Source organism: Bacillus sp. A260 (assembly GCF_009861435.1).
Lineage (GTDB): Bacteria > Bacillota > Bacilli > Bacillales > Bacillaceae_G > Bacillus_A > Bacillus_A cereus.
This window is the reverse complement of sequence record NZ_CP046398.1, coordinates 2,739,221-2,762,087: the sequence shown is the minus strand read 5'-3', so window position 1 is coordinate 2,762,087 and position 22,867 is coordinate 2,739,221. Positions and strand designations below refer to the sequence as shown.

The following is a 22,867-nucleotide window of genomic DNA, read 5'->3' as shown; positions in this document are numbered from 1 at the left end:
ATTGAAAATCGTTGAAGGGAATTAGTACATATGTCTTCTTGCGAAAGAGAGTGGAATTCACCGGCTGAAAGATTCCTCGTATAGAATATATCGAACCTATCCCTGAGTCTTAAATGAAAGTTTAGGCGTTCGCCTGCGTTATAGGCACCAAGTGGATATCTATGTATATCAATTAAGGTGGTACCGCGGAACAATGACCGTTTCGTCCTTTTTATTTTATTAAGGGCGAAGCGGTCATTTTTATTTTGCTCTTAAATACCTCATTGCAGCATTGATGAGAATAGATATAGTTACAAAGTGAATGAAGTGTAATTTATAAAAAACTTTGATTTTAGACTTGGGGGATAAAAAAGTGAAAAAACAACGAGTTGTTGTAAAGATTGGGAGTAGTTCCTTGGCAGATAGTCACGGAGGCATCTCTACAGAACAGCTTTCAGATCACGTTGCCGCATTGGCTCGGTTGAAAGAAGAGGGGCACGAGGTTGTGTTAATTACATCTGGAGCCGTCGCTGCAGGTTTTTCAGCGCTAGGATATCCTAGCAGACCTGTAACGATTAAAGGGAAACAGGCTGCAGCAGCTGTCGGACAAAGTTTGTTAATGCAGGCGTACACGGAGGAATTCCGTAAATATGGCATCGTTACTGCGCAACTTTTGCTGACGAGGAGTGATTTTTCTAGAAAAGAACAATATAGTAATGCTTACGCTACGTTAGGAGAATTATTAAACCGCTCCGCTCTTCCAATTATTAATGAAAATGATTCCATCTCTTTAGAGGAGCTGACGTTCGGTGATAATGATATGCTGTCAGCTTTAGTAAGCGGGCTTGTTTCGGCGGATATGCTTATGATCTTTACGGATGTGAACGGGTTATATGACAAAAATCCTCAGAAAAATCCGGATGCAAAAAAATATTATTTTCTTCCTGAAGTTACGGAAGAAATTTCTTCTCTTGCAGGAGATGCTGGCTCAAAACTTGGGACTGGCGGTATGAAATCAAAAATCGACGCTGCAAAGACAGCGCTCTCTCTTGGTGTGAGTGTATTTATCGGAACAGGACGTGGACAGGAAAAGTTTGTAGATGTTTTGAAGGGTAAGGGTGATGGAACGTATGTTGGTAATGCTCCTCAAAAAGAAATGAAGATGAACAAGCAATGGATTGCCTTACATTCGCTTGTTAGCGGACAAATTGAAGTAGATGCTGGGGCAGCTACTGCCATCATTCAGCATGGTAAGAGTTTACTTCCAGCTGGTGTTACGAATGTATCAGGATTTTTCCAAGTGGGTGAAGTTGTAGAGGTTGTAACGCAACAAGGGCGCGTAATAGGAAAAGGACAATGCACATATAGTGCAGAGGAACTAAGAGATGTAAAAGGTATGCAAAGCCAAGATATTCAAGTAAGAGGCGAGAGACATAGTTATGAAGTCATCCATAGGGATCATTGGGTTTCACTTTAAAAAGGAGGAAATAAAAATGAATGAAGTGTTGGCAAAGGGGATAAAAGCAAAAGAGGTTGCTAGAGAGCTTGTGCTTAAATCTACAGAGCAAAAAAACGAAGCACTTTCCGCAATAGCTGATCAGTTAATATTAGAAACAGCTTATATTTTAGAAGAAAACAAGAGGGATATTGAAGAAGGTAAGGCAAAAGGATTTTCTGATTCACTCCTTGATCGTCTTCTGCTAACTGAAAATCGTATTATTGATATGACAGAGGGGATTAAGCAGCTAATTGAATTACGTGATCCTGTAGGAGAATGTGTAAGTGCATGGGAAAGGCCAAATGGACTATCTATTCAGGAGATGCGCGTACCACTTGGTGTTATAGGCATGATTTATGAGGCAAGACCGAATGTAACAGTGGATGCAGCTACAATTTGTTTGAAGACAGGAAACGCAGTCATATTACGTGGTAGTTCTTCTGCTATTCATTCTAATAAGGCCATCGTTGCCGTTATTCACAGAGCGCTCAAACTAACAAGCTTACCTCAAGAAAGCGTACAGCTTATAGAAGATACAACGCGAAATAGCGCGAAGCAGTTGTTTACAATGAAGGATTATCTAGACGTTCTTATTCCAAGAGGTGGCAAACAATTAATCGATACTGTTGTGAGAGAAGCGTCTGTTCCAGTACTTGAAACAGGTGCGGGAAATTGTCATATATTCATTGATGAAACAGCAGATAAACAAATGGCGTTTAATATTATTATAAATGCAAAAACACAGCGTCCATCTGTATGTAATGCAATTGAGACGATTGTACTTCATGAGAATTGGGCAGAGCAATATGGTAGCGAGTTGTTTTCTTCCTTGAAGGAAAGAGGAGTGGAGCTACGTGGTGATAATAAAGCAGTGGCGATTGATTCTTCTATCTTACTTGCGACAGAAGAAGACTGGGAAACTGAGTTTTTATCTCTCACACTAGCAGTGAAAGTGGTTTCCACTGTTGAAGATGCGATTCATCATATAAATACGTATGGATCTATGCATTCTGAAGCAATTATTACTGAAAACGAGGAAAACGTCAGCAAGTTTTTTACTTCTGTAGATGCCGCGGCACTTTATCATAATGCATCGACTCGTTTTACAGATGGATCCGAATTTGGATTCGGAGCGGAAATTGGTATCAGTACACAAAAGTTACACGTAAGAGGACCAATGGGGCTTCCAGCATTAACTTCTACAAAATATGTGATTCGTGGAAATGGGCAAATTCGAAAATAATAATAAAAGACACTCAATTGGCTTGGGTGTCTTTTATTATAAAAATTAATTACCATACAAATAGCCCAACGAGCATAGCACTTAATAAAGAAACAGCCATCCCGCTAACAAGAAGCTTCCAAACATTTTTACCGATGACTGATGATTTTTCTCCGCCAAATAATGAATTGTAAGTTCCGTAAATCATACCTACTGTACTAAAGTTAGCAAAAGAAGCTAGAAATGTCGTTGCAACCGCAACCGTATGCGGTTGTAGCGACTTTAAGTTTGATTTTAAATCCATCATTGCAACAAATTCATTCGTCGTTATTTTGATCCCCATTAATTCAGCTACATACATAGCATCACTGCCTGATAAACCGAGTAAAAATGCAAAAGGACTAAAGATAATGGAGAAGATTTTTTGAATTGTTAACCCCGTTACAAAAAATCCTAAAATCCCATTTAAACATGCTGTTAAAGCTACATAACCAATTACCATAGCTAAAATAACGATAACCATATTCATCCCAACTAACATACTGTTTGAAATAGTAGAAAAGAAATCCTTTTTTTCATGTTTTGAAGGTGTGTAAACAACGTCTTCTTCTTTCGAAACTTCCACAGGATTTAATACATTGGCTAAAATTAATGCGTTAATACAGTTTAATGGGATTGCGCTGAAAATATATGTTGCTGGAACCATTGATAAATAAGCACCAAGAATGGATCCGCTAACGCTACTCATACTCATAATTCCAAAAGTTAATAATCGATTTTCTTTTAAAACAGATAATTGATCACGAACAACCGCAAGTGCTTCGGTGTTTCCTAAAAACATCATTTGAATCGAAAAGAAACTTTCTAACTTTGGTAAACGAGAAATCTTTGAAATAACTGCACCTACTTTATCAATAATCCAAGTTAAGATTCCGAAATAAGAAAGAATATCGAAAAAAGTAATAACAAAAATGATAGGAAGTAACGCACTAAAGAAGAAATCAATGTGCTGACTTTCCATAGCTGAAGGAAATGCAAATCGAATACCTTCATTCGCACATGCTAGTAGCCAACTGAAAAATGACGCAATTTTATTAATGATAATACTGCCGAGCTTTGTGCCTAACATAAACCACGTAATAAAAAGCTCCAATAGGATGAGAATTACAATCGGTCTCCATTTTATATGTTTTTTATTAGGCGAACATAAGAAAATGATTAATATGACAACGAAAATCCCTAACATATTCAATATGAAATGCATGTCAACAACTCCTTGAGAGTTATTATTTGTATATAAAAAAGCATCTATTCTTCCAAATTTGGATTATGATTAGAAGTTATGAAGCATGTAAGTTATGTTAGGAATCAATGTATTTTAATTTGCTTTATTTTGAGCAATCGCAGTAATTATCGAACAATTAGCTGTTTTCAATTGTTTTGTTGGATATTAAACGTATGCGATTTTAAACATCGTTTATTCCGCATTAACGGGCAGTAAGATTTTTACCTCAAAATTCAAGGAAAGCAAAGAAGTGAGGTGGGGATGGGCTGCCCGCAAAATCACGATTGGTAAGAGCTGATTAAAATTTCACTTTATAAATAAGAACGGTGAGTTGGCCATGAACCTTGAAGTTTCCGAAGCTGTATAATTTGTCCTGTATGATAAGCATCATGCAAAAGGATATTCATATATTGTTGCCAAACTGGTAGAGAAGGACTTAGTTGATCTAGTTCTGCTTCTTGAAGGGCGGTTAATGAAGATTGTAAGGCATCATGTACTTGAAGCGTTCGCTTTACGGTTTGCTGCCAAGCGGCATCATCATTAGGTCCACCTTGGATAAACGTCTCATCATTATTTTGTGGAGCAACAAATGTGTCGTCTTCATGTAAACGGGAAAGTAGGCGTTCTTTAAAGATTAATAAATGGTTCACATTTTCCCAAATCGTATTACTGGCAGCACCTTCTGGTTGCCAACATGCTTGTTCAACCGTAAGATTCTTTAACGCTTCTGATATTGGTGGGTACCATTCTTCTTCGTAAAAAACTTGTTGGACTCCATTTTGCAACATTTCTTTTCTTCCCATTCGTATAGCCTCCTGTTCATTTTTCTTAATAAAACCAATTCTCTTTTCTCTTCAATAAACCTTTTCTATAGTTGCACAAGAGGGTGAAAGACAACTTATAACAGAGCCATTAAAAAACTTCTTTTTAATATGATACTTAATAATCAAGGCTTTAATTGAGTCAGAATGAAAAAGAGTATAAACCTTTCTCTATTTGCTCATGGATTAGAGTTTTTTTGAAGTCGCAAAATAATTCTAAAAATATAGAAGGTTAAATTCGATAAAAATAGAATTTGATATATAGCAAACAAGGAGGGGATAAAAATGGAGGTCTATCACATAACGAGTAGAAAGAGGGAAACTTATAACGTTCAAGTGAAATATTCGATACTTTTCGAATGTGCGCTTGGCATTGCAGCAAGTACTCATAAGAGGTTAATTGATACACTTGAAAAGAGTCAAAATGAATGGGAAGAAATTAAGAAATCATTAACAGAAGAAATGAGAGAGCACTTACAATTTGTCGAAGAAAATAATACGTGGAAAGCATTGCTTCAGTTGTTGTATGAAGAAGACATACAGGGTGTATCGCAGTTTCATGCTAAAATCGATTCACTTTCAGAAGAAGATTTGAAGTATACATGTTTACCGTTTTTAGGGGAGAAATATGAGAAAAAAAGACGTTTAGCCGCAAGTAGAGATGGAACTGCAATACATGAACTAAAGGAATTAACACATGATCATCAGTTTTTCTCTACGTACATTCGCTTTATATGTGATGTAGATGTACAAGTGCTGAAATCTCATTTAATCGCTGTAATGACAGGGTGGTATGAGAGTGTAATTAAGAGTGAGGAAGAAGAAATACTTTCTATATTAAAACGAGATTATGAAGCAAAAAATGAAATGAATAAAAAGATGAAGCCGGAAGAGTTTGTCGAGTGGGCGACTGGCGGAGTGAACTATATGCCAGAGCCAAGTGTTCATCACGTACTTCTTATTCCGCAAATGACGTACAGACCGTGGAATATTGAAGCAGATATTGATGATACGAAAGTATTTCATTATCCAGTTGCGAATGAAAGTATTCATCCTGAAGATCCGTATGAACCGAATTATTTTTTAGTTCAAAAATATAAGGCTCTTGGAGATGAAGCGAGATTGCGAATTGTAAAAATGTTGTTTGAAAAAGAACGTACATTACAGGAAATAACGGAAAGATTGCAACTCGGTAAATCGACTGTACACCATCATTTGAAATTGTTACGTGCAGCGAAGTTAGTTGATATACATGACGGAAAATATGTATTAAGAAAGAAAGCAGTACAGTCTTTAGCGAAAGAATTAGATATGTTTTTGAATAGATAATTAACAACGAGAATGTACATAAAGGGAGGAATATAAAAGAAAAGTTGGTGTGTGAAATTGAAAAATATATTGAAAAATCGTTCGTTCTTTTTTATGTGGATTGGTAGTGCAATCTCTGAATTAGGAGGGGCTTTCGGAACGTTATGTAATTCAATTCTAGTATATGAGTTAACAGGATCAGAAATGGCTTTAAGTAGTATGTGGTTATTATATTTCATCCCATCACTCATATTGCAATTAATAAGTGGCCCATTTATTGATAAATGGAGCCGGAAGTGGATTATGATATTTTCACAATGGATACGAGCGTCCGTATTTTTATTACCTTTGGTGATGCTAGTTTCGGGTAGTATAGAAGTTTGGCACATTTATGTTGTTCAAATTGTAGTGGGACTTATTACACCACTTTATACACCTGCAAGTCAAGCAATTACACCGAGCATTGTAGGGAAAGAACAACTTCAAGATGCAAATGCGTACATTGATGGAATGACTCGCCTTATGATGTTTCTTGCGCCAGTATTAGGCGGAGTAGTCATTCATTTGATTGGAACAGAACTTACATTATCTTTCGTATGCATATGTTTATTTGTTAGTGGCACTTTCTTATTTTATATAAAAGAAAATAGAACGTCGCAACCTATTCGGAAAACGTGGCTAGAACAGTTTTTTCACGGTTTTACATATTTTTTCACAAAACCAATCATCGTTTGGCTCGGTATATTTCTTACTTTCGTGCAGTTTGGAGTAGGGGTAACGATGGTCACAAATCTTCCTTATATAAAAGACGAGCTGTCAGCGGGATATGCAGAGTACGGTTATTTCATGGCAGGTTTTCCACTTGGCTACGTAATTGGCTCAGTATTAGTCGGAAAAGTAACATATAAAAGCCGGCGTATACTTATGCTTGGAGGATTGTTTATAGGGGGACTCACATACATTTCATTAGGATTCAATCATAGTATTATCATTGCAATAATAATTGAAGTAATAGCAGGGATTTGTATTGCATTTTTCAATGTTCATAACACGACAATATGCCAACAAACCGTCCCAAATAATATGATAGGACAAGTATTTTCAGTGCGTTTATTTTTTATACGATCCGCTATGCCATTAGGTGTGTTAGTAGGGGGGATATTGAGTGAAATGTGGGGAGTAAGAGCGCTATATGTAATCATCGGTGCAATTATATGTGTTACATCTTTAATAGGGATGTTACTTCCATATTTCAAATTTTTAGATGAGGCGATAGAAAAGAAATCAGCATAATTCAAAAAATTAAAACTTTACAATTGAAAATAATTATCATAATCAATTATAATAGAAGAATACTAGTATTCGTATAACAAAGAGGGAGTGGGATATATGTTTATCGAAACGAAAACATTTACAGTAAAAGAAGGTACATCAAATATAGTTGTAGAACGTTTCACTGGAGAAGGTATTATTGAAAAATTTGAAGGCTTCATCGATTTAAGTGTTCTCGTGAAAAAAGTAAGACGCGGCGACGAAGAAGTTGTCGTAATGATTCGCTGGGAATCTGAAGAAGCATGGAAAAACTGGGAAACAAGTGAAGAACACTTAGCTGGACATAGAGCGGGCCGTGGTAAACCAAAGCCAGATCATATTATTAATGTGGATCATGCAGTTTATTATGTGAAATCATCGAAATCGGCTTATCAACAGTCGTAATATATAAGTAGAGGATACATGTTGTAGAAGCAATCATGTATCCTCTTTTTTATGACTGGGGGGATGGGAATGATAGGAAATCTTTCATTCATTTAAAAAAACGTTCTAGGCTATGGAGAAAAGTATTAGACTTATAAAGCATAGTCTTAGACGGAACGCTTGAATATCTTACCTTTCATATTTAAGTGTTATGAAAATGAGTCTACATACCCTCTGCTTAAAAGGAGATGAGTGAATGAAGTTAAATCATTTGAATTTATGTGTTGATGATTTATCAGAAGCGAGACATTTCTTTGAAACATTTTTTGATTTTCAATTTTTAGAGTAAAAGGGAAAGGCATTATTAGTAATGAGTGATGAGAGTGGATTTATACTGGTGCTAAGCGACCCCAAAGCATTTAAGGGGAATAAGGAAGTGATGTATCCAGAAGCTTTTCATATTGGTTTTTTAGTGGATACTTCAAATGAAGTTGATCAAGCGTATAATCGTTTAGTAGCAGGCGGCATTGAAATAGATAAGGAACCTTATTCGATGCGAGGTAGTAGTTATGGTTTTTATTTTACAGTATTTAATGGCTTATTAATTGAAGTGTCTTGTCTTGATTATAGAGAAGGTAAGAAAGTTTCAAAGCTTAATAGCGATCAACAAGAGTAATCATTTGAAGGTGTATAAAATTTAAGTATGTATCATATTAGAAGACGGATTAAGAAAGTTTCACTGTAAAGTAAAATAGACAGACTAATAAATAGTCTGTCTTTTCACATTAATTCTTCACATCATCATAAAGTTCAAGTGCCTCTTTCACATTCAATCCATTTTTCACAATGCCATGTATTGCTTGGATCATCGCAGCTGGGTGCTCGGATTGCCATATGTTTCGGCCCATGTCTACTCCAATTGCTCCTTCTTGCAATGCATTGTACGTAATGTTTAATGCGTCTTCAATTGAATCTAGTTTTGGGCCGCCCGCGATGACGACTGGGGCAGGGCATGTGCTCGTTATTTTTTCGAATCCTTCGCAGTAATACGTTTTAATAATATCAGCACCCATTTCAACACATACGCGGGAAGCAAGTGCTAGAAAGCGAGCTTCACGTTTTTGTAATTCCTTTGCGACTGCGGTAATGCCGAGTACTGGTAGGCCGTAATCATGAGCTTCAGAAACTACATTTGCGAGATTTGTAACAGTTTGTGTTTCATAGTCTGATCCGACAAAAACAGAAACGCCAACGCCAATTGCGTTTTGCTTCACTGCTTCCTTCACAGGTGTAACAATTGTTTCATTCGCTAAATCTTTACCGACGACAGTAGCGCCACCAGATACACGCATAACCATCGGTGTGTTGCAGTTTTCAGGAATGCAGGAGCTAAGTACACCGCGTGTTAAAAAGAGGGAGTCTGTATAAGGAAGTAAGTTTTTAACTGTTTCAAGTGGTTGTTCTAGTCCGTGAATTGGTCCTAAGAAATAACCGTGATCTATTGCTAACATAACCGCTCTACCATCAGGTAAAATTGTATTTAATCGATTTTTAAATCCCCAAGTCATTCAAAATCACTCCTTCGTTAATGTTGGATTTTCCGTTTGTACCGTATCTTTATTTGGTAAATGTGGTGACTTTATAAAAACAGCTTTAAAAGGTTTGTCAGAATGGTTAATCAGATAGTGAGATTCATGAGGGCGAACTTGCAGGACATCACCTTGTTTAATCGGAACTCTTTCGTTATTTACATAGAAGTCTATTTCACCTTCTAACGCATAAAAAACTTCTTCACACGTTGTATGGTAATGATTTTGAAATTCTTGCCCAGGCTGAATGACAACAAGACCAAGATCAATATTCGGGCCTTGTATTAAATATTTCGGCCCGTTATCACCGAAGCGATAGGAGAAATCATTTTCATTCGCTTTTAACATACAGTTCACTCCTTTATGTAAATGAGTTACAGTGCACCAGGTGCAATCCACATATGTGTTGTAAGTCCTTTATCAGCTAAAGCGAGCTGACTGCTATATACGGTTTTCCATGTTTCATAGAATTCTTTGTATAGCTCGTGATTTTCAGTGATTGGTTCAAATGTATTTTCCCACTGTACAAATTGTTCGGCAGTCTCTTCCATAGATGAATATATGCCAGCACCAACTCCAGCAGCAATCGCAGTTCCTAAAGCAGCTGCTTCTTTCACAACAGGTACTTTTACAGGAATACCGAGTACGTCTGATAGAATTTGTGGCCATAGTTTTCCTTTAGCGGCACCGCCAGCAAAAATAACTTCAGAAGGGAATGTGCCAGTTAGATTTTTTATTAATTTTAAGTTTCCAAGTGTAATGAAGGCTGCATTTTCTTCAATAGCACGAAACAGTTCTTTTTTTCCGCATTTGTCAGCGTCTAAACTTAAATTTAAGAATGAAGGTGCGGCATGACGCCAAGAAATGTAGTTCATAACGTTTGAAAAAGTAGGGATAATGCCATGTGAACCGACAGGTACGTCTTTCGCTTGTTCTTCTAGTAATTCATAAGCATCTACACCAAGTTTATCAGCAAGTTTCTTTTCTTCTTGGCAAAAAGCGTCTCGAAACCAGCGCATAACGAGACCTGGGAAAAAGGCGATTGTTTCATATTGCCATAGGTTCGGAACGACGTGACAATTTACTCGAATCGCAGCATGTGGATCTGTTATTGGCTCAGTAACATTCACTTCTTGTTGCCAAAAGCTACCCCCGCATATTAACGTTTGATTTGGTTTCACGATTCCTGTTCCGAGCGATGCCATTTGAGCATCTCCACCCCCGGCGACGACAGGAATCCCTTCACGTAATCCAGTTAATGCTGCACACTCTTTTGTAACGTTGCCAATTACTGTACCAGCTTCATTTACTGTTGGTGAAAATGGCAAAGATAGACCGCACTCCTTAGCGACATCGTTATCCCACACTCTATTTTGTAAGTCAAAAATACCTGACGTACATCCGTTTGAAGGATCGATTTGCAGCACTCCGCTTAATTTATATAAGATCCAATCGTTTAACATTGTAAAAGAGTGAATAGTATTATAGACGTCGGGTTCATGTTTTTTTATCCAGAGTAGGCGTGGTAAAGCACCTAATGAAAAAGTCTGACCAGACTTTGTATATAAATCTTTTTCAAGATGTGACCGAATTTCTTTTAATTCACTAACTTCGACGGATGCGCGCCCATCAACATTTGCACACGCCCATATTTCTTGCCCATCTTGATCATATAAAACAAATCCTTCTCGCATACTTGTAGCGCTAATAGCAAGAATAGAAGAGGCAGGAGTGTTGTTTTTTTGAAGCACCTCTTTCGTACATTCTTGTACTAGCTTCCAATTTTCTACTACATCAAAGTTCATAGAGCCTGGATAACGAAGGTCAGATTTGTGAATCCATTCTTTTTGACTTACTGCAATTTGATTACCATGTAAATCAAAAAGAACTGCTCGAATGCTCCCTGTACCAGCATCGAAAGCTAATAAATGGGACATTAACAATCACCATCCTTTCGTAATAAGGAGAGGGCAGTTTCCTCATCGGTAATTAATGAATGAATAAACTTTCCTTTTAAGGCACCATAAATTGCATCTATCTTTTCAGTACCTCCAGCAACACCGACGACATGCTTCATATTGCGCAAAATAGAGAGGGGCGTGCCAATTAGACGATTGTGATGCGAGAGTTCTAATAAATCGCCATTTGTATTATAAAACTGTCCTAAAATATCGCCAGCACCGTTTTGACTACGAATATATGTCATCTCACGTAGTGTTAATTTTTCTTCTTTTACAATCGTAGCGTCTTGAGATAATCCCCCAATACCGACAACAGCCGTATGAGCAAGTGAAGCGACTTGAAGCATATCTTTTACACTCGGTTCTGATAGAATACTTTGTGCCATTTCGGTTGTAGACGCTAGAAACGGCGTAGGGATAATGTGAAGTTCGCCTTGCATGTAGTGTAAATAGTTTTGTTTTCTCGGGAGATAGTGATTTACCCCGCCTGTGAGCGTTACGATTGAAAGGTTGATAGAACTTTCAAAATGAATGTTTTCTAGCATTTTGCTAATTGTTTCTCCCCAGCCAATACCGAGTAAATCGCCTTGCTGGAGATGAGTTTCTAAATATTGTGCAGCAGCTTTTCCGAGAGAAGCGTGATAATTGTTTACTGGGGTAGGGATAATAAAAGCATCTTTTAAGTGAAATTTTTTCATTAGGTCACGCTCAATACTTAAACAGTGCAAACCAGTCCCTTTTACGTGAAATGTAACGATACCTTCACTCCGCGCTTTATCTAATAACCGGACGACTTTATTTCTTGAAATATGAAGAAGTGACGCGATCTCCTGTTGTGTTAATTGGTCTTTATAATAGTACCAAGCTACTTTAGTTAATAAATTTTCTTCAAAGTTCAGCTGAGTCATACTCTTCATCCCTTTCAACAATTGACCACAGCTTAAACATATGTACCATATATTTTGTTTATTCCAGTTGAAACGATTAATAGTACGTAGAAAAAAGTGTTCTAGATATAAAAAAAGGAATATACAATGCTACAAAACAAGTAGAACAAATAATCATTTTCTCAAAAAATGTTCTGGATAAAGGCAGGTGACATCATGTGGAGAACGTACCTTTATTACAAGTAAAGAAAATGAGTAAGGCGTTTTTAAATCAACTTGTATTAAAAGAAGTGAACTTACAAGTAGAGCGCGGAGATATATACGCTTTAGTGGGGGGAAATGGCGCCGGGAAATCAACATTAATGAAAATATTAACGGGGTTATATTCGTATGATGATGGAGAGATGTATGTAAAAGGAAGGAAGCAACAGTTTTCAAATCCATCAGAAGCACACCGAAAAGGTATTTATTTAATACCGCAAGAACCACTCATTTTTCCGCATATGACTATTGAAGAAAATATATGTATCGGGTTAAAAGAAAAGAAAAAGAAACTAAAAGTACAGATTCAGCAATTGATTAGCAGCTTAGGATGGGATATTGACCTTAATAAACTAGGAGGAACATTATCGATTGCGCAACAACAGTTAGTAGAAATCGTTAGAGGATTAATAAGAGAAGCTGAGATTCTTATTCTAGATGAGCCAACATCGACATTAACAACACACGAAATTAAGAGTCTTTTTGTGTTGATGAAAAGTTTACAAGAAAAAGGAATTGGGATGATTTATATTACGCATCGTTTTCCAGAAATCTTTGAAATTGCCAACAAAGTAGCAATACTACGTGATGGAATGGTTGTAAGCCAAGGTGATGTATGTGACTATACATATGACATGCTGATGGAGGGACTATTGCCAAAAGGATATAAACAGAAAGAGAAAATAGAAGTAGTTCAAGAGACAGTAAAGACGAAAAAAATATTAGAAGTGGTTGATATAAATGGTCACGCATTCGAAAATATATCATTCACTGTACATGCGGGTGAGGTTGTAGGTGTTGCTGGCATTATAGGATCTGGCAGAACGGAATTAGCAGAAGCGATATTTGGATTGAAAACTATAAAATCAGGGTCTATCTTATTGGGTGGAAAATCAATTGATACGTGTTCTTTGCATAAAAGGCTAGACGAAGGACTAGTTTATGTGCCAGAGGATAGGGCGAGGAATGGAATTTTCTCAATTGCTTCTGTTAAAGAAAATATTGCAGCAGCAAGTTTATATCAAAATAATCGCTTTTTTATAAATCAAGAAAAAGAAAGCGCTTTAGTTAATTCGTTTATAGAACAGTTCCGAATTGTTGTACAGAATATGAATAAAGAACTGGCATCTTTATCAGGAGGTAATCAGCAGAAGGTCGTGCTTGCGAAGTATCTTGCATGTAATCCTAAAATTATTATTCTTGATGAGCCGACTCGCGGAATTGATGCGAAAGCAAGGCTTGAAGTGTATGAGACGATAAAAAAAATGAAAAGGGAAGGACTCGCAATTTTATTAATCTCTTCAGATGTTGAAGAAATTGTCCAATTAGTAAACCGTGTATATGTAATGAGAAATGGGCGATTTGTTTCTCATATGGAAAAAGAACAACTGAGTGTGAATGAAGTTACACGCCTTGCATACGGAGGTGTAGCGGAATGAAACATATGTTAAAAATGCATGAAACGTCTATCATACTGTTATTACTAATTTATATAGCTATTGTAGGAATGATAAACCCTAGTTTTATTCAATTTAACTCGTTATCTTTACTGATGAAATCAAGCGTTATTTTAGTCGTGCTAGCAATCGGTCAATCGTTCGTCTTATTTACGAAAAATATAGATGTATCAGTTGGTTCAAGCATGGGGTTAAGTGCAGCAGTTTGCGGAATGATGTTAACGAATGGGTATAGTACATTCTTGTCGATATTTGTAGCTATTATACTTGGGGCCATTATTGGTTTCGTAAATGGTATTGGAGTTGCGAAGTTTCGGGTACCAGCCATTATTATGACATTAGGCATGTTAGGAATTATTAGAGGTACAATGTTAATTTTCACAGGCGGGAAGTGGATTGAAGATATTCCAAACGATTTTAAGCAGCTGTCATCTATCATCATTCTTGGTTTACCTATAACTGTATGGTTCGTTCTTATTATTTTACTACTACTATACTTCTTTTTAAGAAAAGTGCCATTGGGAAGATACTTTTATGCGGTAGGTGATAATGAAGATGGCGCGAGGCTTATTGGTATACCTGTAAATAAAGTGAAGATATATGCGTTTATGATTTCAGGCATAAGCGCTGCGCTCGCTGGTTGCATATTTGTTATGAATATCGGTTTCGTGCCAAATCAAACAGGTACAGGATTAGAATTACAAGTAATCGCAGCCGCTGTACTAGGAGGAATTCATTTAAAAGGAGGAACAGGATCTTTATTTGGAGCTGCATTAGGAGCGTTATTTTTAGAAACAATAAGTAGCTCACTCGTCTTTTTAAAAATACCAGCATTTTGGAATAATGCTATTTCAGGTTTTTTATTATTACTTATCATCATATTAGATAGTGTTATGAAAAAGTGGAAGGCAGAAAGGAGGATGAATCTATGAAGTATGTATATAGATGGGAAGGGGTTCTAATTGTATTACTTCTTGTAGAATTCATCCTTTTTAGTTTAATAAATAGTGATTTCTTAAATATTAGTAATCTCCTTTTTAGTACAAATGATTTCCTATTTATCGCAATTGCGGCGATACCAATGACTTTTGTTATAGTAACAGGAGGAATTGATGTATCGATCGGCTCAATAATGGGGCTCACTTCAATCTTAATCGGTGTACTTTGGATGAACGGAATACCTATTTTGTTTGCTGTTATAATCGCCCTAATAATTAGTTGTTTAGCAGGCGCTTTAAACGGACTCATTATAAAAATGACGGATGTAGAACCACTCGTCGTTACACTCGGAACGATGTTTTTATACGGGGGAATTGCCCTCGTCATTTCAGGAGGGGCAGGTGCTTCTGGGTACGAGGGAATAAGCGGTTTACCTGACACATTTGTACAACTGGCAAACGGTAGTTTTATAGGAATACCGAATTTATTATGGCTACTGATCGTATTAACAGTTTTATGTACTGTATTATTTCACCGAACTATATACGGGCGCCATGTAAAATTAACAGGTGCGAACCAAAATACAGCAAAATACACCGGGATTAAAACGAAAAAAGTAGTCATTATTGCTTACATACTTTCAGGGTTAGGAGGTGGATTAGGAGGCGCTTTCTTAACTGCCTACTTCGGTTCCGCACGTGCTGATATGGGAAGTGAAACAATTTTACCAATCATTACAGCAGTCGTCTTAGGCGGTACACTTATTACAGGCGGAAAAGGAAGCATTATTGGTACTGTACTGGCGAGTATTTTCATTGGGCTCATGCAGTATGGCTTGCAAATGACGGGTTTAACAAATGAACAATCCAATGTAGTAATAGGTATTATCCTTATTCTTTCAGTTATTATGAGACATTTCAAATTACATCAATTCTTAGCGGAGAAAAGAAAGAATTTGCATAAGGGGGAAATGTCATGAAGAGAAAACTGGGGATTGTATTGATTGTATGTATTTGTTTAATCGGTTTAATTGCGTGTTCTAGCCAAACGGCAGATAAGAAAAAGGTTGATGATGTGAAATTTGCATTTATTCCGAAATTAACAGGAGTTGGTTTCTTCACATCGGGTGGTGAAGGGGCAAAAGAGATGGGAGATAAGTTAGGCGTGCAAGTGAAGTATGATGGACCGTCTGAAGCGAGTGTTTCAGGGCAAGTTAAATATATAAACAATTTCATTAATCAAAACTATGATGCGATTATGGTTTCATCTACGTCAGTGGATGGGTTATCGCAATCACTGCAACGTGCTAAGAAAAAAGGGATGACGGTGTTAACATGGGATTCTGATGTGAATCCGAAAGACCGTTCCTTTTATATCAGCCAAGGAACACCAGACCAACTTGCTAATTTATTAATAGAAATGACTTCAAAGCAAATTGGAGATAAAGGAAAAGTAGCCTTCTTTTATTCTAGCCCGACAGTAACGGATCAAAACCAATGGGTAACGAAAGCGAAAGAAATTATTAAAAAGAAATATCCGAACTGGGAAATTGTAACGACGCAGTACGGTGAAAATAATGCGCAAAAGTCTTTGTCAGTAGGAGAGAATATTTTAAAAACGTATCCTGATATTAATGCAGTCATTTGTCCAGATGCAACGGCACTTCCGGCAATGGCACAAGCAGCTGAAAATTTAAAAATGGATAAAAAGGTTGTCGTAACTGGCTTCTCTACACCAAACGTTATGCGTGATTACGTAAAACGAGGAACAGTAGCACAATTTGGTTTATGGGATGTAAAACAACAAGGTGCTCTCGCAACGTATGTAGCAAATGAAATTGTTGTAAAAGGGAAGAAGTTAAAAGTAGGGGATAGCTTCGAAGTAAAAGGAATTGGAAAAGTGAAGATAGAGCCAAACTCCATTCAAGGATATGATTATGAGGCAGAAGGGAATGGAATTATCGTATTACCAGAACGAGTTGTATTTACGAAAGACAATATTGATAAGTATAATTTTTAGTAGACAAAAAAACGTCCGAATATATCGGACGTTTTTTTATTTCTTCATTAATTATGAACAGTTTCTTTTTCATTTAATCCAAGTGTACGACCAGTAGAAGTGTGAAGATCTTGGAACAATCTTGGATTTTCAGTTAGTGAAATGCCATATGAAGGAATCATTTCTTTTATTTTTTCTTCCCATTCTACCATGCGGCTTGGGAAACATTTTTCTAATACTTCAAGCATGACGTGAACAGCAGTAGAAGCACCTGGTGATGCGCCTAGTAATGCGGCGATTGAGCCGTCAGCTGCACTTACTACTTCTGTACCAAATTGAAGTGTCCCTTTACCGCCAGCATCAGTATCTTTAATTACTTGTACACGTTGCCCAGCAACTACAATATCCCAATCTTCACTTTTCGCGTTCGGAATGAATTCGCGTAATTCTTCCATACGTTTTTCATGTGATAACATAACTTGCTGAATTAAGTATTTTGTAAGTCCCATTTCTTTTACACCAGCGGCTAACATCGTTAAGACGTTATTCGGTTTTACAGAACCGATTAAGTCAAGATTTGAACCTGTTTTTAAGAATTTAGGTGAGAAGCCTGCGAATGGTCCAAACAGTAAAGCTTTTTTATTGTCTATATATCTCGTATCTAGATGAGGTACAGACATTGGCGGAGCACCAACCTTAGCTTTACCGTACACTTTCGCATGATGTTGCTCTACAACTTTTTGGTTTTTACATACCATAAATAGTCCACTTACCGGGAATCCACCGATATGTTTTGATTCAGGGATACCAGTCTTTTGAAGTAGAGGTAGGCTACCGCCACCGCCGCCAATAAAGACGAATTTAGCAGTATGATGCTCAATTTTACCACTATTCATATCGTGTACTTTTACTTCCCACAAACCATTTTTCGTGCGCTTAATATTTTCGACACTATGCTTGTAGTTTAGCTCGACATTTTTTGTTTTTAAGTAATCAAACAACATACGTGTTAATGCACCGAAGTTAACATCTGTTCCAGAGTCAATCTTCGTTGCCGCCATCGGTTCATTAGATGTGCGGCCTTCCATAATGAGTGGAAGCCATTTTTTTAATGTTTCAGGAGCATCGGAAAATTCCATTCCTTGAAACAGTGGATTTTTTGAAAGCGCTTCAAAACGGTTTTTTAGAAACTCAACATTTTTTTCCCCTTGTACTAAACTCATATGAGGTAGTGGCATAATAAAATCTTGTGGATTACGAATTAATTTGCTCTTTACAAGATATGCCCAAAATTGTCTTGAAAGCTGGAATTGCTCATTCACTTTTACAGCCTTACTAATATCTATAGATCCGTCAGCTTTTTCGGAAGTATAGTTCAGTTCGCATAGCGCAGAATGCCCTGTACCTGCATTATTCCATTCGTTAGAGCTTTCTTCCCCGGCACTTGCGAGTTTTTCAAAAACTTTAATTTCCCATTCTGGTGCTAATTCTTTTAGTAATGAGCCTAACGTTGCACTCATAATTCCTGCACCAATTAAGATAACGTCTGTTTTTTGCTGCATGTTGCTCATGATAATCTCTCCATCCCCTATATTGGCAAAAAAGTGTAGGTGTTTTCTATGTCTAAGCCGTAAAAGAGAAACACCGCCTAGGCCCCACCTAGGTGTATACCTTTTTTGTCTCAATTATATAACCATCTCATACTCTATTATAATAATTAATAGACTAAAATATCTAGTGTTATCTGATAATTTTAAACTATTTAACGTTTTATTCGCTAAAAATCTTATTTAACAAGCTCTTTTAAGGTGATAAATAGAAAAAAATTACAGTTTGAAATTATCTCGAAAAAGCTTACGTATCCTTAAGGGACTAAATCGAGTACCTTTTTATGGAATTATTCTTTCTGTAATGGTAAGATTATTCTGAAAAATAAAAAGGAGGGACTCTAATGTGTACAAAAGAACAAATTTCAAACTTATTTCGAAACTTTTCAATAAAGGAATGTAAAGGGTCAAGTGATTTATATGAATATTTATCAATGAAAATTGCTGAAGATGAGGAAGTACTTACACTATCGTCCTATGCTCAGGTAGGTCAACCAGTCCCAAACTTACTATTAGGTGCAGTACATTATTTATTGTTAGCAGGGAAAGAACATCATTTAAAAACGTATTATAGTAGTTTAGTTGAAGATGCTGATACAAATTTAGATAAAGCTTTTAATCATTTTAAAGATTTCTGTAAAGAGTACCGAGAAGAAATCATTACTTTGTTACAAACAAAACTTGTTCAAACGAATGAAGTAAGACGGTGCGCATACTTATACCCAAGTTTCTGCTACATATTTAAGAAAGTGAAGAAGCCGTTAGCGTTAATTGAAATTGGGACAAGTTCTGGGTTGCAATTGTTCTGGGACCAATATCGTTATTCGTACGGAACGGATGAAATGTACGGGAATATAAATTCAAATGTGCATGTAACTTCTGAAATAAGAGGGGAAAATGTGCCGCATTTTCTAAAAGAAAGCCCATCTGTCGTAGAAAGAATCGGACTGGACTTACATGTGAATGATTTACATAATGAGGAAGATTATTTATGGTTACGTGCTTTAATTTGGCCAGAACATAAAGAAAGGCTTGAGATGTTTGATCAAGCTGCATCTTTAGTGAAAAATGAATCTGTCCAATTAATAGAAGGAGACGGTGTAGAGCTATTATCATCTATTATTGAACAAATAAGTGAAGAAGCTATTATTTGTATTTTCCATACACATGTTGCAAATCAAATACCAGAACAAGTAAAACATAAGTTAGAAAAACAAATACAAGAAATTGGAGCAAAACGTGATGTATTCCACCTGTATAACAACATGTGGGATCGTGACCTTCATATTGATTATTATATTAACGGAAACGAATATCGTGAAACGGTTGGAGAAACAGAAGGGCACGGGAGATGGTTTAGCTGGAAGATTGGAAATGAGACGCTTATTTAGATTAATAGGGGCGCCCTCACTTGTAAAAGATGGGGCCATAGGCTCAAGCATTGACTAAATGGTTAAGGAATAAATGTATTAGTAACATACAAAAAATGCTTCGGAGAAATCCTAAGCATTTTTTGAATTACATTTAAACCCCATAATGGATCATGTACTTCTGTTCTGCTGCAGCTTGTACAATTTTTGAAGCTAACTCATTCAGCTCATCAGATTTTCTGAAGAACTTTGAGGATGTAACTGTTTCATAGAAAATTGCTAATGATTCAGGCGGGATAATTGTAATACCACAATAAGCTAAACCGTATTTCTGATTTTTGACTGTATGGAAGTAGGTTTTCATAATTGATAAATTTTGATTTAAACTACTGATAATATCATCATCAACAGATATACAATGATATTTCTCTGGTGTATAATCTTCGTAATTTTTTTGAGAAGTAAAATCGTCAATTATTCCAAAATCATGGACACATGCCATCATTATCATCCTTTCAACTTTAATAAAGTGAGTTCTATTAAAGTAAAATCGTCATTTTGTTTACGTATAATAGAAATGATTATGTAGTTCATTAGTATAGTACTTCATAAAACATCTTCGTTTCTTCTTCGTGAAGACAGTTTACTTATCGGTAAACTCATCGGGAGCCCAAGTGGCGATTTCATTCCCAGGTGCAGCGACTACAAGCCATTCCTCACATAGGACACCAGCTTGCCAACATTCATAATAATCATGAAAACCATTTAAAAAAATAATTTGTCCACTCTCTAATGTAATAATTAAATGAGGGCTTTCTAAGCCAAGTTGTATATCGGTAACTTTTTGTCTTCTTATCTTACATATTCTTTCATATTCTTCTTTCTCAGAATAAACTTCAAATTCATCTTCATTTAATGGGTAGCTTTTTTGAGGTTTATTAAATAAACACCATTTGGATTCGATATTGATATATAATTGTCCGTCATAATAAACTGAGTCGTGAAAGTTTGTGAAATGAATCTTTATAGCGCCTGGAGAAATACCAAATTGTAATCCATCAACTTGTGATCCGATGAATAGATTTTTTAACACTTTTTCAGCGTGAATTTTATCCTCTGTATTCATTATTGAATTCCTCCTTTTCATAAAAATATACCTTATATTTTTATTGTAATAAATAAATTTTTATGTAAAATGAACCTTTTGTGAAAAACGAGCGAATATAGTGTGAAGGATTATGAGAGGGGAACGGAGCTTTGGATGAATTACAATTAAAAGAATGGCTATATAAACGAAAGTATGTTATCTAAAAAAGACCTTGAGAAAGTGTTACTTTCGATTGCTGAATAGATATTTAGTAAAAGAAGCAACTAATAATTATATTATGTAAACTCTTTTTGTAAAACACCCATAAAAAAATGGATGTTTTATATTTTGATATATTAGGTGGAATATATAGTTTAAAAAAGCGGAATACTTTGCGGAAAGTTAAAGACATTTTTCGCAAAGTATTCCGCTTTTACTTCCATTAATCGGTCAAAGTTGCAACTGAAGTATGCATCTGGCCAATTTTTAATGGATAGGTCAGGAGTATTAACATAGACACCTTTTGTAAATGGAAGCATTGCTAAGCGGAAGTCTTCAACCCATCGAATACTTCCACCAGCACCTTCTGGCTGTTCCCAAGTAGCGAATATTGGCATGTTTGATAGTGCTTTTCGGTAAAAGTAAGCAGTTGCCTCATTTGGCACCTCAACAACAGCACCGCCTAATCTGTGGAAAAATACGGAGGTGGTGGAAAAGGGTAAGTTAAATCGTAATTTCTATTTGATTGCCTTCTGGATCGCCTATTACACTTTCATAATAGCCATCTCCAGTAAAACGTGGTCCATTTGATAAAGGATAACCAGCATCTTTTATCACCTTTGTTAGTTCATTCACACGTTCTTCACTACCGACAGAAAAAGCCATATGAGTATAGCCGGTTATGTTTAAATTAGGCTTATTTTCAATCCCTTTTTTACGCATAAGTTCAAGTCTTGCTCCAGATTCGAACGTAATAAAATAAGATTCAAATTGTTTCGTTTTATTATGATATAAAGAGTTTGCTTTACCATTAAAGTATTTCATATAAAAATCACGCATACATTCTAAGTCATTTACCCAAATTGCAATATGTTCAATTTTCATAGGTTTCACCAATCCTATCTGTATCAATTAGGCTTCCACTGTATTAAATTTGCATTTGCATTGCAACAATTTTGCTTCGCTATTAAAGCTAGTTGTTAATTTTTGATTATGTACGTACATACAATATGTAATTAAGTGAATGACCATCATAGTAATTACAGAAAAGGGTGAATGAAGCATATGAATCAATTTGAGCAAATGATGTACGTTGGTGTCATCATGTCTATTGTACTATCCGTAATGATTTTAGGGTCCTTATATTATAATCCTCGACTTTCGTTAACTGATTATCCGAAAGATATTCAAAAAGTAGTTTTTCCAAAATCGATTCATGAAAAAAAGCAAACCATTTATTTTAATATTGTATATAATACTATTCTTTTCGGTACTCCTTTCGTTTCTACATATATACTACATAAGCATGAAAAGTTAATGTATATGGATGCCTATTTACACACTTTTGGTATTTTAATGATTTTCAATTTAGTAGATTTACTTATAATTGATTGGCTAATTTTTTGCTGGATTACTCCAAGGTTTGTTGTGATTCCTAGTACGGAAGGTATGAAAGGATATAAAGATTATAAGTTTCATTTAAGAGGGGCTATTGTCGCTACTCAAATTTTAGCAATCGTAAGTTTATTTTTGGCGGGAATTGCCACAACTATTTAGTGTGAAGAAGGGCATGGAGCTTTTATAAAAGATAAGGAGATTTATAATATATAGAATTAGAAATGAGAATTTGATAGTATTGGAGTAAGGAGTTTTAATAACAGTATATTAAACAATATTAATATAC

General features: G+C 36.0%; 22 protein-coding genes, 1 pseudogene and 1 other annotated feature. Of the genes and pseudogenes, 12 read left to right on the top strand and 11 right to left on the bottom strand.

Features of this window, described 5'->3' with window-relative positions:
- Window positions 1–2 precede the first annotated feature (2 nt).
- Window positions 3–213: a binding site (T-box leader), on the top strand.
- Between the two features lie 139 nt (window positions 214–352).
- The gene (proB, locus tag GD442_RS14000) at window positions 353–1,456 is read left to right on the top strand and encodes a glutamate 5-kinase (RefSeq protein WP_000744809.1); all 1,104 of its coding nucleotides are present in this window, start codon (window positions 353–355) and stop codon (window positions 1,454–1,456) included.
- Window positions 1,457–1,472: 16 nt separating this feature from the next.
- Window positions 1,473–2,720: a glutamate-5-semialdehyde dehydrogenase gene (locus GD442_RS13995; RefSeq protein ID WP_001006608.1), complete on the top strand. Its 1,248-nt coding sequence runs from the start codon at window positions 1,473–1,475 to the stop codon at window positions 2,718–2,720.
- Window positions 2,721–2,769: 49 nt separating this feature from the next.
- Here the strand turns inward: GD442_RS13995 and GD442_RS13990 are convergent, their stop codons facing one another.
- Together GD442_RS13990 and GD442_RS13985 are read right to left on the bottom strand one after the other, a co-directional pair.
- Window positions 2,770–3,963: a NupC/NupG family nucleoside CNT transporter gene (locus GD442_RS13990; protein ID WP_000545479.1), complete on the bottom strand. Its 1,194-nt coding sequence runs from the start codon at window positions 3,961–3,963 to the stop codon at window positions 2,770–2,772.
- Window positions 3,964–4,295: 332 nt separating this feature from the next.
- Complete coding sequence (locus GD442_RS13985; protein WP_000532733.1) at window positions 4,296–4,787, bottom strand: DinB family protein; 492 nt, start codon at window positions 4,785–4,787, stop codon at window positions 4,296–4,298.
- A gap of 303 nt (window positions 4,788–5,090) precedes the next feature.
- Between GD442_RS13985 and GD442_RS13980 the strand changes: the two genes are divergently transcribed.
- The 4 genes and pseudogenes from GD442_RS13980 (at window position 5,091) to GD442_RS13965 (ending at window position 8,484) form a co-directional block, all read left to right on the top strand.
- On the top strand, window positions 5,091–6,134 hold the full coding sequence (locus tag GD442_RS13980; protein WP_000454585.1) for an ArsR/SmtB family transcription factor: 1,044 nt from the start codon (window positions 5,091–5,093) through the stop codon (window positions 6,132–6,134).
- 51 nt (window positions 6,135–6,185) lie between these two features.
- Window positions 6,186–7,406 carry an MFS transporter gene (locus GD442_RS13975; protein WP_000769173.1) on the top strand — a complete coding sequence of 407 codons (1,221 nt, stop codon included), beginning with the start codon at window positions 6,186–6,188 and terminating at the stop codon, window positions 7,404–7,406.
- A 96-nt stretch (window positions 7,407–7,502) separates the two neighbouring features.
- Entirely contained in the window at window positions 7,503–7,829 is a 327-nt protein-coding gene (gene hmoA / locus GD442_RS13970) for a heme-degrading monooxygenase HmoA (RefSeq protein ID WP_000469498.1), read from the top strand.
- A gap of 235 nt (window positions 7,830–8,064) precedes the next feature.
- A pseudogene (locus GD442_RS13965) lies at window positions 8,065–8,484 on the top strand (VOC family protein).
- A 109-nt stretch (window positions 8,485–8,593) separates the two neighbouring features.
- Here GD442_RS13965 and lsrF read toward each other — a convergent pair.
- From lsrF to GD442_RS13945, 4 genes are read right to left on the bottom strand one after another with little or no spacing between them, the layout of a single operon-like run.
- Complete coding sequence (gene lsrF, locus GD442_RS13960) at window positions 8,594–9,376, bottom strand: 3-hydroxy-5-phosphonooxypentane-2,4-dione thiolase (protein WP_000219765.1); 783 nt, start codon at window positions 9,374–9,376, stop codon at window positions 8,594–8,596.
- A gap of 6 nt (window positions 9,377–9,382) precedes the next feature.
- On the bottom strand, window positions 9,383–9,745 hold the full coding sequence (locus GD442_RS13955) for a cupin domain-containing protein (RefSeq protein ID WP_000909986.1): 363 nt from the start codon (window positions 9,743–9,745) through the stop codon (window positions 9,383–9,385).
- Window positions 9,746–9,771: 26 nt separating this feature from the next.
- Window positions 9,772–11,334, bottom strand: a complete 1,563-nt coding sequence (gene lsrK / locus GD442_RS13950) for an autoinducer-2 kinase (protein ID WP_000018808.1) — start codon at window positions 11,332–11,334, stop codon at window positions 9,772–9,774.
- Complete coding sequence (locus GD442_RS13945) at window positions 11,334–12,266, bottom strand: sugar-binding transcriptional regulator (RefSeq protein ID WP_000192709.1); 933 nt, start codon at window positions 12,264–12,266, stop codon at window positions 11,334–11,336. Before GD442_RS13945 ends, lsrK begins: the two co-directional genes overlap by 1 nt.
- Window positions 12,267–12,463: 197 nt before the next feature.
- Here GD442_RS13945 and GD442_RS13940 point away from each other — a divergent pair, with 197 nt between their 5' ends.
- The 4 genes from GD442_RS13940 to lsrB are packed head-to-tail and all read left to right on the top strand — an operon-like array spanning window position 12,464 to window position 16,921.
- The gene (locus GD442_RS13940) at window positions 12,464–13,945 is read left to right on the top strand and encodes a sugar ABC transporter ATP-binding protein (protein ID WP_000432617.1); all 1,482 of its coding nucleotides are present in this window, start codon (window positions 12,464–12,466) and stop codon (window positions 13,943–13,945) included.
- Window positions 13,942–14,895 carry an ABC transporter permease subunit gene (locus GD442_RS13935; protein WP_000682147.1) on the top strand — a complete coding sequence of 318 codons (954 nt, stop codon included), beginning with the start codon at window positions 13,942–13,944 and terminating at the stop codon, window positions 14,893–14,895. The genes GD442_RS13940 and GD442_RS13935 overlap by 4 nt, the downstream gene beginning before the upstream one ends.
- Window positions 14,892–15,881 (top strand): ABC transporter permease, encoded by a 990-nt coding sequence (locus GD442_RS13930; protein ID WP_000878522.1) that lies wholly within the window; start codon window positions 14,892–14,894, stop codon window positions 15,879–15,881. Before GD442_RS13935 ends, GD442_RS13930 begins: the two co-directional genes overlap by 4 nt.
- Window positions 15,878–16,921, top strand: a complete 1,044-nt coding sequence (gene lsrB / locus GD442_RS13925; protein ID WP_000823659.1) for an autoinducer 2 ABC transporter substrate-binding protein LsrB — start codon at window positions 15,878–15,880, stop codon at window positions 16,919–16,921. The genes GD442_RS13930 and lsrB overlap by 4 nt, the downstream gene beginning before the upstream one ends.
- A gap of 47 nt (window positions 16,922–16,968) precedes the next feature.
- Here lsrB and GD442_RS13920 read toward each other — a convergent pair whose 3' ends face one another.
- Window positions 16,969–18,471, bottom strand: a complete 1,503-nt coding sequence (locus tag GD442_RS13920) for a malate:quinone oxidoreductase (protein ID WP_000069138.1) — start codon at window positions 18,469–18,471, stop codon at window positions 16,969–16,971.
- A 380-nt stretch (window positions 18,472–18,851) separates the two neighbouring features.
- On the opposite strand from GD442_RS13920, the gene GD442_RS13915 reads away from it, so the two are divergent.
- Window positions 18,852–19,898 carry a DUF2332 domain-containing protein gene (locus GD442_RS13915; protein WP_000337432.1) on the top strand — a complete coding sequence of 349 codons (1,047 nt, stop codon included), beginning with the start codon at window positions 18,852–18,854 and terminating at the stop codon, window positions 19,896–19,898.
- Between the two features lie 133 nt (window positions 19,899–20,031).
- Here the strand turns inward: GD442_RS13915 and GD442_RS13910 are convergent, their stop codons facing one another.
- The 4 genes from GD442_RS13910 to GD442_RS13895 form a co-directional block, all read right to left on the bottom strand.
- Window positions 20,032–20,382 (bottom strand): hypothetical protein, encoded by a 351-nt coding sequence (locus tag GD442_RS13910; RefSeq protein WP_001999997.1) that lies wholly within the window; start codon window positions 20,380–20,382, stop codon window positions 20,032–20,034.
- 138 nt (window positions 20,383–20,520) lie between these two features.
- A complete protein-coding gene (locus GD442_RS13905) occupies window positions 20,521–21,003 on the bottom strand; it encodes a hypothetical protein (RefSeq protein ID WP_001090915.1) in 483 nt (160 codons plus the stop codon).
- 335 nt (window positions 21,004–21,338) lie between these two features.
- Window positions 21,339–21,629: a BBE domain-containing protein gene (locus GD442_RS13900; protein ID WP_002041349.1), complete on the bottom strand. Its 291-nt coding sequence runs from the start codon at window positions 21,627–21,629 to the stop codon at window positions 21,339–21,341.
- Between the two features lie 58 nt (window positions 21,630–21,687).
- The gene (locus GD442_RS13895; protein ID WP_000687536.1) at window positions 21,688–22,068 is read right to left on the bottom strand and encodes a VOC family protein; all 381 of its coding nucleotides are present in this window, start codon (window positions 22,066–22,068) and stop codon (window positions 21,688–21,690) included.
- A 180-nt stretch (window positions 22,069–22,248) separates the two neighbouring features.
- Between GD442_RS13895 and GD442_RS13890 the strand changes: the two genes are divergently transcribed.
- Complete coding sequence (locus GD442_RS13890) at window positions 22,249–22,740, top strand: hypothetical protein (RefSeq protein WP_001071244.1); 492 nt, start codon at window positions 22,249–22,251, stop codon at window positions 22,738–22,740.
- Window positions 22,741–22,867: the final 127 nt, after the last annotated feature.